Below are 8,972 nucleotides of genomic sequence, written 5' to 3'. Positions count from 1 at the left end.
CCCCCCTGCTGCCTCGCGTCATTCCACCGGATCACTTCCGCCTGGACGGCTGAGCATCCCGCGCCGCACATCGCCAACGACAGAAGGCACATCGAGATGATCGAGGTTGAGCTTGCCAAAGGCGATCCCGAACATCCCGATCGGTGAATTGACAATCCGTTCCCGCGCCAGGGCCGTGACGAGGAGGTATCGCTCGCCCGCTTTGTTGACGACGTAGAATAGCCATTCTCCGGTGAACCGGCTCTCGGGGTTTGGCGCAGAAACACACTCGATCTCAACACTTGCTCCTGTCGTGAGTGCTATGGCGCGGAAGTCGCGCTCCAGCAGCACCGGCAATGCACGCCGCTTGGTATTCATCTCGGGGTCCCCTCGGATCATCTGTTGGGAACGTCATATCTCAGATTTCTGAGTGTGGCGATGCCTAACAGATACTATGGCGCATTCAATACAAAAATGACAAACACGGGGAAAGAAACGCTAGGGATGGTTTGGCCACCTCTTTTGCGGCGGGTGGCGGACGGTCAAGAACCCGGGACTTTGGGTGGCGGGAACACGTGAGAGCTTGAGGATGTGCGAATGAGAAAACATCAAGAAAGACTGATGATTTTGCCACCGAGGGCAGATGCGCGCCGCACCGAAAATGCCGCCTCATGTCGAGTCTGATGCTGCCTCGAGCGGGAATCGCAGCGATGTTTCTGGTGAGTGTTGCGACAGCCGCACAACCAGAGATGATTCGCTGTTTGCCGCCGCAGGTCCCGGTCACGGACCTGCCCGAGGCAGTCCTGCTCGAGTATCGGGCCGAGATCGGCGCCGAGTTCGAGAGCTATTTCATCGCCATCAGCACCCACATCGCCTGTCTTGATGAAGAGCGGACCCGTGCCCTGACCGAGGCGCGTACGCCGCGCATGCCTATGCAACTTTCCTCAACATTTCCCCAGCCCAGAAGGACCTCCCGTGAAACCCTTCCTCCCTGCCCTCTTCCTTAGCCTTGATCTCTCAACTGCGGCCGTCACGCCCGCTGCCGCCTATCCCGTCGACTGCGCGATCCTCTTGTGTCTTGCCGGCGGTTGGCCGGCTTCGGCCGAGTGCGCTCACGCCCGTGCGGTCTTTATCCGCCGCATCACCCCTTGGCCCATCGAGCCGCCACTGCAGATTTGGAACTGCCCGATGCGGGCGAGCTTCCCAGGCAAGGATCGGCCCTTGAACCGGCTTTTTGACATTGCGTTTCGGGATGAGCTGGCGGCGCCAGCAATGTCCCTCCCCGAGCAAGCCGTTGAACTGATGCTGGTCGATGCTCAAGCCGATGTCGATATCTCTGACCCGGCCTTTGATTTCGTCCGCTCGATCCGCGTGTTCGAAATCACCTACCAACAACGCCGCAGTTCAGATGGCGACTGCAACAGTTGGGGAACCATCTACATGGGCAGTTACGGCGCGCAGGGCGACTACACACGCCGGCGCAGCAGCACGTCCGCCGTTCCCGAAGCCTCAGATTTCACCATACCCACCAGTTGCAGCAGTTACTGGCATCGCTCCGTCTTCGTCGAATGGCGGGACTACGAGGGCAGCTACGGCCACGAGGAGGTGCATTACTGACCATCCCCGCCAACGCGCACTGAATCTAAACGGAAAACCAACCCTCACAAACAGAAACGACGCCAGACCATAGGTCCAACGCCGCACTGAATTCTTTCGTTGCACAGGGAATTTAGCGTGAGTGGAGGACCCGTTCAACCGGCAAAGCGCTTTGTCTGAACGAATTATTGCATGCCGCAGTCTGGCGTCCCTCTCAAAAGGACGACCACCCCATGACGTTGACCACAGGCGCACTTCTGCGCCGCATCATCGAGACCCCGCTCTCAGCTTCGGCCCACAAACTGGCCACATTGATCCTCGATGGCATTGCGTGGAAGGACGGCTACAATGGTCTCGACCACGGCACCGCAGCCTTCACCCTGACACATCTCAGCGAAAAAATGGGGGTGTCGCGGCAGCATCTGTCGGACTTGCTGTCCGAGTTGGCCGAGTCAACCTTAGCGCTGGTCCGATGGAAGCCGCACGGAAAATTCGCGCCATGGCTCTTCCGCTTCGGCGGGCCAGATGCGCGCGTCACTACGCCAGATGTCGCGTCGTCTACAGACGACACATCACAATATAAAGACTGTAAGAACAAAACTATCTTCACAGGAAGGATCGATATCGACGCAGTCACCAACGTCTATCACACGCCTTGGGCCGAGATGATCAAAGCCGCGAAAACCTCCCTCGCCTGCTGGAATGTTGACACCCAAGCGATCTGGGACCGCTTCCTCGCATTCAACAAGGCACGCGGAAACTCGGCCGTGCCTGCGGGATTTCTTCTTGGGTTCATGCGCAAATGGCGGGCATCTCCGGCGGCAAAACAGCGTGATCAGGCGAGGTTTGATCCAGTAAGAAATGAAACACCGCAAGACCCGGAACTGGTTTCCCTGATCAGGAAAGCGCCGACTGCCAACCGGCACTTCCACGAATCGGATCTATGCCGCAAGGTTGGCAAATTGGCCTACGAAGAACGTGTGGCGTGTATCATGGTTCAATTTTCATGTCTTCGTTTCCCAGCCATGCTCGCCGTTCATGGGCTTGCGATTCAGGCCGGAGAAATAATGCGCTGATTGAGCGACTTTGCCGTAGTGAATGATTACAGCAAGCGTTCTTCGCAACTGTTGGCTTGGATTTTCGATCAGACAGACCCCAGCGTTACTGCGGTCAGCACGAGATAGCGCCCGACCTTTGCGACAGTGACGAGCAGCAGAAATACCGGGAAAGGTTCGCGCATGACGCCCGCAACCAAGGTGAGGGGATCACCAATTACAGGCATCCAAGCGAGCAGTAATGACCATTTGCCAAATCGGCGATACCATCGTTCGGCCCTCGCTAACGCCTCAGGACTGGCGGGAAACCAACGCCGCTCGCGGAACCGTTCGATCCCTCGACCAAGAAACCAGTTCACCACCGAGCCCAGAACATTTCCGACGCTCGCCACCGTCAAGACCAGCCACGGCGCATAATCGAACAGCAACAGCCCCACCACAAGGGCTTCGGACTGGGCAGGCAGAAGAGTCGCCGCGAGAAAAGCTGCGCCAAACAAGCCGAAATATGCGGCGATTTCGCTCATGCTGGTGGGTCAGGCGCGCGCAGGCGGCCAGCGCCGGTGCAGTCCGTCAATCACAAAAGCATGACGGTGACCCGGTTCATGGCCCCGAAGATGCGGATGATCGGACGGCAACTCGGAATGGTTATGGGTAAGCTCGATCGGGTCAAGCTGGGGCCAGAGCCGGATAACGGCAGTCATAGCCACCGCCCCGATCAGGGCGAGCCCACAAGCGGCTATGTCCATACCGAAGGTGGCCCCAAGCCAGCCCGCCAGTGGATAGGTCACCAGCCAGGCCGCATGTGACAATGCGAACTGTGCGGCAAAAACTGCCGGGCGATCCTGTTCGCGGGCCGAACGGTTGAGGATGCGTCCGATAGGGGTCTGTGTGAGCGAAAATCCGAAACCGACGGTTCCCCATAGTACCATCAAGCCAGGAAGGTCTGTCACCAGCGGCGTGAGGACAACGCCCGCCACCATCACCCCTGCGCCCGTAATCATCACCGGACGGTCTGCAATCTTTTCCAGAATGCGGGGTAGCAAGAACGCTGCGACAATTGACCCTCCGCCGAAAGCCGCGAAAGCGAGCGCCACCTGCGGCGCACCCAAACCCAGATCCGCCTGAACCAACACGACTGTATTGACATAAACCATTGCACCAGCGGCAGCGACGGCCATTTCCATCACCATCAACCCACGCAGGCGCGGCGTCGAAAGATAGATCCGGATACCTTTTGTGGTGGAGGCCCAGAACTGCCCGGGGTCTGACGACGATTGCGCGGGAAGGAGGACAGTGACGACAAGTATTGCAGAGCCGACGAAGCCGACCACAGTGCCACCGAACAGGACGGGAAAGCTGACGACGGTCAACAAGGCAGCCGCGAGCATCGGGCTTAAAAGCTGTTCCAGATCTTCGGCCAGTCGCAACAGCGAAAGCGCTTTGGTGTAATCCCTTTCATCCGGCAACACATCGGGGATCGTTGCCTGAAACGCCGGCGTAAAGCCTGCAGATGCCGCCTGCAAAAAGAAGATCAGCACATAGATTTGCCAGACTTCGGTGACGAAGGGCAAGAACAGCACGACACCTGCGCGGGTCAGGTCGAGTGCCACCAGAAACGCCCTGCGCGGCAGGCGTTCGGCAAAGGCGGCTGCGATAGGGGCAAGGGTGACATAGGCAATCATTTTGATGGCGAGCGCCGTGCCCATGACCAACCCGGCATTTTCACCCGCCAATTGCCACGCCAGCAGGCCAAGCGCCACAGTGGCTAGTCCGGTGCCGAGCAGAGCTATGATCAGCGCCGCAAAAAGGTGGCGAAACGTACGGTTGGCTAGAACACTCAGCATTTTGACTGCCTTCTGGACATTGGATTATTGCGGCGCAGGATCGGCAAACTCGATCATCCGGAAGTGAAAATCAATCGCTTTACAACCGCATGACTGAGAAGGCTCAAGCAAAATTCGTTGGCGCTCGGCCCTGTCGTACGCGGAGCATACAGTGAAATGAAACGGTTCGGCCGATCCTTGTGACGTTGCGAAACAGTGGGGAGCAGACGTGTCTCCTCTTCGTAATTCTCAAGCTTGTCAGTCCTCACGTTCGGGGTTGTATCGCAGCAGGCGCAAGGCGTTCAGCGTCACCAGAACCGTGGCCCCGGTATCGGCCAGAATGGCGATCCAGAGACCGGTCATGCCCAGTACGGTCGTTACCAGAAACACCGCCTTCAGACCGAGGGACAGCATGACGTTCTGGCGGATATTACCCATCGCGGCGCGCGCGAGGCGGATCATCGCGGCGACATCAGTGACCCGGTTGCGCAATAATGCCGCCGCCGCGGTTTCCAGCGCCACATCGGTGCCAGATCCCATGGCGACGCCAACGCTGGCCGCTGCAAGGGCAGGCGCATCATTGATGCCGTCACCGACCATGATCACGCCACCAGACGCCGCCATCGCCTTGATCGCCGTCACCTTGTCTTCGGGCATCAGGTCGGCCTTGTGGTCCATCCCCATCACGTCGGCGATTGCTGCCCCAGTGCGGGCGTTGTCCCCGGTCAGCATGACGGACGAAACGCCCATCGCCTTCAACTGGCGTATCCCCTCGATCGCATCGGGTCGCGGCTCATCGCGCATTGCAATCAGGCCAAGCGCTTGCCGTTCGCGGAACACCACCACGACAGTCTTGCCGTCTTCTTCCATCTGGGCGGCGCGGCGTATCCCCAGTCCATCCAGTGCCTGCATTTCAGCGGCATAGCGCGGCGAGGCAACCCAGGCTTTGGCACCTCCCACCATTGCCTCGACCCCCTTGCCGACCAGCGCTTTGCTGTCAGTGGCGGGTAGCGGCGCAACTTTCGCCTCCTCCGTCCGGCGCAGGATGGCCTCAGCCAACGGGTGGCTCGACCCTGCTTCGATCCCGGCGGCGACCGCCAGGAGTTCAGCCTCTGTCGCCCCCAGCGGCACCAGATCGGTCACGGCGGGTCGCCCGACTGTCAGTGTGCCGGTCTTGTCAAACGCTACACGCGTGGTGCGGGCAGCGGCCTCGATCACTGCACCGCCTTTCATTAGGATGCCGCGCTTTGCTCCTGATGAAAGCGCCGATGCAATGGAAGCGGGAACCGAAATAACCAGTGCACAGGGGCAGCCGATCAGCAGCAAGGCCAGCGCGCGGTATATCCAGGTGTTCCAATCCCCATCCATCGTCACTGGCGGAATGATGGCAACCAAGACCGCAAGGCCAACGATCGCCGGCATGTAGATGCGGCTGAACCTGTCGATGAACCGCTCGGTCGGTGCGCGGGCGGTTTCGGCCTCTTCGACCAGCGCGATGATTCGGGAAATCGTATTATCCTCGGCGGCCTTGGTCACGGTGATCCGCAGCGCCGCTTCGGCGTTGATCGAACCTGCAAACACCGGATCGCCTGGGCCCTTGGTTTTCGGCACCGACTCGCCGGTGACAGGGCTTTCATCAACGCCCGATGTGCCCTCGGCTATCTCGCCATCGCAGGGAATACGGTCACCGGGGCGTACCAGAACCCGCTGGCCGATGATCAGCGCTGCGGCATCCACTTCGCGCGTTGTGCCGTTCTCTTCCAAGAGCGCTGTCTTTGGCACCAGATCACCCAATGCGCGGATGCTGGCGCGGGCGCGGTCGGCGGCAACACCTTCCAGGACCTCGCCCACCGCAAACAGGAATACGACCAGTGCGGCTTCTTCCGCTGCACCTATGAACAGCGCGCCGATGGCCGCGATGGTCATCAGCCCCTCGATGGTGAACGGAATGCCCGCCAGCAGGGCCACCACAGCGCGCCGCGCCACCGGAGCCACGCCGATGATGCAGGCCGCAACAAAGGCCCAGCCTGCGATGGTCTCAGAGGCAAAGAACTTGACCGCCCATGCCGCGGCCAGCAACAGGCCGGTGCCGATCACCAATTGGCCCTTGCCGGTCTGATACCAGCGTTTGTCACGGTCTGCAGGGTCAGTGGCGTGCGTGTGTTCTGGCCCGCCATGGCCGGGATCGCTGATGACTTCGGGCTTTGTCGCCGTTTCAGCGGACTTTGCCTCGCCGGAGTGCGCGTGTTCGTGAGAGGAGGGATCGTGACCCAAATGCTCTTCTTGGGCAACGGCGGCCTCGGTCGGCAACACAAGGCCGCGTTTGGCGGCACTGACCTTGGGCCCAATGCCAAAGCCCAGCTTCCTCACGGTTGTCTCGATCACTTCGCGCGGGGTGCGGGTTGCGTCAAGTTGCAAGGTAAGCCGCTCTGACATAACCCCGACGGTCACATCCGCAACTCCGGGCAGACGGTTCAACGCCGTGGTTATCTTCGTGGCGCAACTGGCACAATCCATCCCCGTCACGGTCCAGTCAATGCGTTCACCCGTCTCATTCGCACTCATCAAAATCCTTTCGACCGCCCCCGGCGGCGGTGCTTGCATACTCTAATCCGAACAGATAATGTCTCTAGTAACTAGAGGTTTAAGAGGTTTCTCATGCTGACGATCGGAAAGTTGGGAAAATCCGCCCATGTAAAAGTGCCGACGATCCGCTACTATGAACAAATTGGACTTCTGCCCGAGGCGGAACGCAGCAGCGGCAACCAACGGCTCTATGGTCGCGGTGCGCTGGACCGGCTGTCGTTCATTCGCCATGCACGCGAGCTCGGCTTTCCACTCGATGCAATCCGCGACCTCTTGGGCCTGTCAGACCGGCCTGATCAACCTTGTGATGCAGTGGACAGCATCGCAAAAGCGCAGCTTCTGGCAGTGGAAGGCCGTATCGCCCGGCTGTTGACGCTGAAATCAGAACTGGAACGAATGGTGGCCCAATGCGCAGGCGGTCGGGTAGAAGACTGCCGGGTGATCGAGGTCCTCGGCAACCACGCTCATTGCGCCGCCGAGCATGGCCGCGATCTGAAACAGGTGTCGGAGTGAGTGGAATGCGCAGTCGAAGGTTCTTAATATGTGGATCGGCAATGCAATTCAGTCGACCTCATCCCCATCTTGCGCTTTGCGCGTAAGTTTTCATGGTCTTCTCCTTGAAGTAATTTGCGGCAATTGGACTCGCCAGTTCCAAAGTGGCTTCGAACGGTGTTTCGACCGAGGGCGCCTGATTGAACGGAATCTTCAGCTTTCGCACTAAGCGCACGGATCGAGTCGCTTTGGCTCAGGAGCCATCAGCTCGATCTCGTAATTGGCTGAGCCATTTATGCGCCTTGGCGGCTTCACTCATATTAATACATCTGTGCAATCAGTAAAATTTGCGGCACCCTATCGGGTATCACGGAGCAGACTTGGCCGCGATTGACCGGACATGCTCTAACGCCCGGCGCAGCGCAGGACGTGCTAGCGAACGGCGAGGGCAGTTTGCATCAAAATCACGCTTGTTCAGTTGTTGGCTGGAATTGCGACAAGCGCCTTCCAGTAATCATCCACTTCCTGACTGTGCTGACCGATGGCCGAAAAGTCATGGGGATTCACATGAGGGGCGGCGTCCATGACAGTTTTGGTGGCGTTGAGGACGAGTAAGGTCGCGTTCGGGGCCACCTTGAAGGCACCCCAAGGCACCGCAAGTTAGTGTTCGCCAATCCCGAAAAGCCACCCGCCTCGCGCTACCAACAGATAGGCGATCTTGCAGTCTGCGGACTGGTCGCAACGTCATCGATGTTGCCAAGAGCTTCATTCTGCGCATTGCGCACTTCCGTGCCAAGCAATTGGTCGGATCGGAAAACTGATGTCGTGCTTGCAACAGGTTGGGCCGCAGCGATCTGTTGTAGCTGCCAGCCGGGAACGTTTGTCATTTTCATGCCCGCTTTTCCCATGTCGGCCACATACTGTTTGTATTGATCGCGGGTCGCGGCAAGGACTCCTTCACACGGCTCTATTTGGTCGTGCCGGGCGAGGATGTCAGCGGCCGCAAGCAGTGAACGTATTTCGTAGCCGGGCCGGGCGTTGAGGTAGCTAGTGCTCGCATCGCCCTGAGAGTCATCACCTCCGGACCCATAGCCGGATCCGTCCAGCGGGTAGCCGTAGCCGTAACCGCCGAGTGCGGGATCTACTGCCCCGCCGTAGCCGCCTAGCCAATAGCCGTCCTTCTGCATTTGCTCATTGAAGGCGCGCAGATCGGTGAGACATTGATTTGCAGTAGAACCACTTGAAGCCTCCGCCGCGACCGGCGGAGCGGCAAGCGCAACAAAGAAGCACGCTGCCAATGAACTCGACAAAACTGATCGTTTCAAGGATTTCTGTCCTCCCGTCACCACTCGATCTAAAGCACATGTTGAATTGGCCAGCTTAGCTGCGAGCGGGCCCACGCTCAGCTCATCGAATTTTCTCAAAAGCTTCAGTGTTTGAG

The 8,972-nt window shown here is 59.1% G+C and carries 9 protein-coding genes; 4 read left to right on the top strand and 5 right to left on the bottom strand.

What is annotated here, in order from left to right; all coding sequences use genetic code 11:
- Positions 1-18 precede the first annotated feature (18 nt).
- On the bottom strand, positions 19-357 hold the full coding sequence (locus AKV04_RS04840; protein ID WP_156317369.1) for a hypothetical protein: 339 nt from the start codon (positions 355-357) through the stop codon (positions 19-21).
- A gap of 332 nt (positions 358-689) precedes the next feature.
- Here AKV04_RS04840 and AKV04_RS26475 point away from each other — a divergent pair, with 332 nt between their 5' ends.
- The 3 genes from AKV04_RS26475 to AKV04_RS04825 all read left to right on the top strand — a co-directional run bounded on the left by AKV04_RS26475 (position 690) and on the right by AKV04_RS04825 (position 2,651).
- The gene (locus tag AKV04_RS26475) at positions 690-986 is read left to right on the top strand and encodes a hypothetical protein (RefSeq protein WP_162232832.1); all 297 of its coding nucleotides are present in this window, start codon (positions 690-692) and stop codon (positions 984-986) included.
- On the top strand, positions 955-1,596 hold the full coding sequence (locus tag AKV04_RS04830; protein WP_202905567.1) for a hypothetical protein: 642 nt from the start codon (positions 955-957) through the stop codon (positions 1,594-1,596). The genes AKV04_RS26475 and AKV04_RS04830 overlap by 32 nt, the downstream gene beginning before the upstream one ends.
- 212 nt (positions 1,597-1,808) lie before the next feature.
- Positions 1,809-2,651, top strand: a complete 843-nt coding sequence (locus AKV04_RS04825) for a hypothetical protein (protein ID WP_054005338.1) — start codon at positions 1,809-1,811, stop codon at positions 2,649-2,651.
- Between the two features lie 68 nt (positions 2,652-2,719).
- Here AKV04_RS04825 and AKV04_RS04820 read toward each other — a convergent pair whose 3' ends face one another.
- From AKV04_RS04820 to AKV04_RS04810, 3 genes are all read right to left on the bottom strand, one after another.
- Entirely contained in the window at positions 2,720-3,154 is a 435-nt protein-coding gene (locus AKV04_RS04820) for a YqaA family protein (protein WP_054005337.1), read from the bottom strand.
- Positions 3,155-3,163: 9 nt separating this feature from the next.
- Positions 3,164-4,474, bottom strand: a complete 1,311-nt coding sequence (locus AKV04_RS04815) for an MFS transporter (RefSeq protein WP_054005336.1) — start codon at positions 4,472-4,474, stop codon at positions 3,164-3,166.
- A gap of 237 nt (positions 4,475-4,711) precedes the next feature.
- Positions 4,712-6,970 carry a heavy metal translocating P-type ATPase gene (locus AKV04_RS04810; protein ID WP_407638402.1) on the bottom strand — a complete coding sequence of 753 codons (2,259 nt, stop codon included), beginning with the start codon at positions 6,968-6,970 and terminating at the stop codon, positions 4,712-4,714.
- A gap of 141 nt (positions 6,971-7,111) precedes the next feature.
- Here AKV04_RS04810 and AKV04_RS04805 point away from each other — a divergent pair, with 141 nt between their 5' ends.
- The gene (locus AKV04_RS04805; RefSeq protein ID WP_054005334.1) at positions 7,112-7,552 is read left to right on the top strand and encodes a MerR family transcriptional regulator; all 441 of its coding nucleotides are present in this window, start codon (positions 7,112-7,114) and stop codon (positions 7,550-7,552) included.
- 677 nt (positions 7,553-8,229) lie between these two features.
- Here AKV04_RS04805 and AKV04_RS04795 read toward each other — a convergent pair.
- Positions 8,230-8,931: a hypothetical protein gene (locus AKV04_RS04795; RefSeq protein ID WP_156317368.1), complete on the bottom strand. Its 702-nt coding sequence runs from the start codon at positions 8,929-8,931 to the stop codon at positions 8,230-8,232.
- Between the last annotated feature and the right edge of the window lie 41 nt (positions 8,932-8,972).

Origin of the sequence: Cypionkella psychrotolerans (genome assembly GCF_001294535.1) — a bacterium.
GTDB lineage: Bacteria > Pseudomonadota > Alphaproteobacteria > Rhodobacterales > Rhodobacteraceae > Cypionkella > Cypionkella psychrotolerans.
Note: the sequence above shows the minus strand (reverse complement) of the source record. Positions and strands in the feature narration are given on the sequence as shown.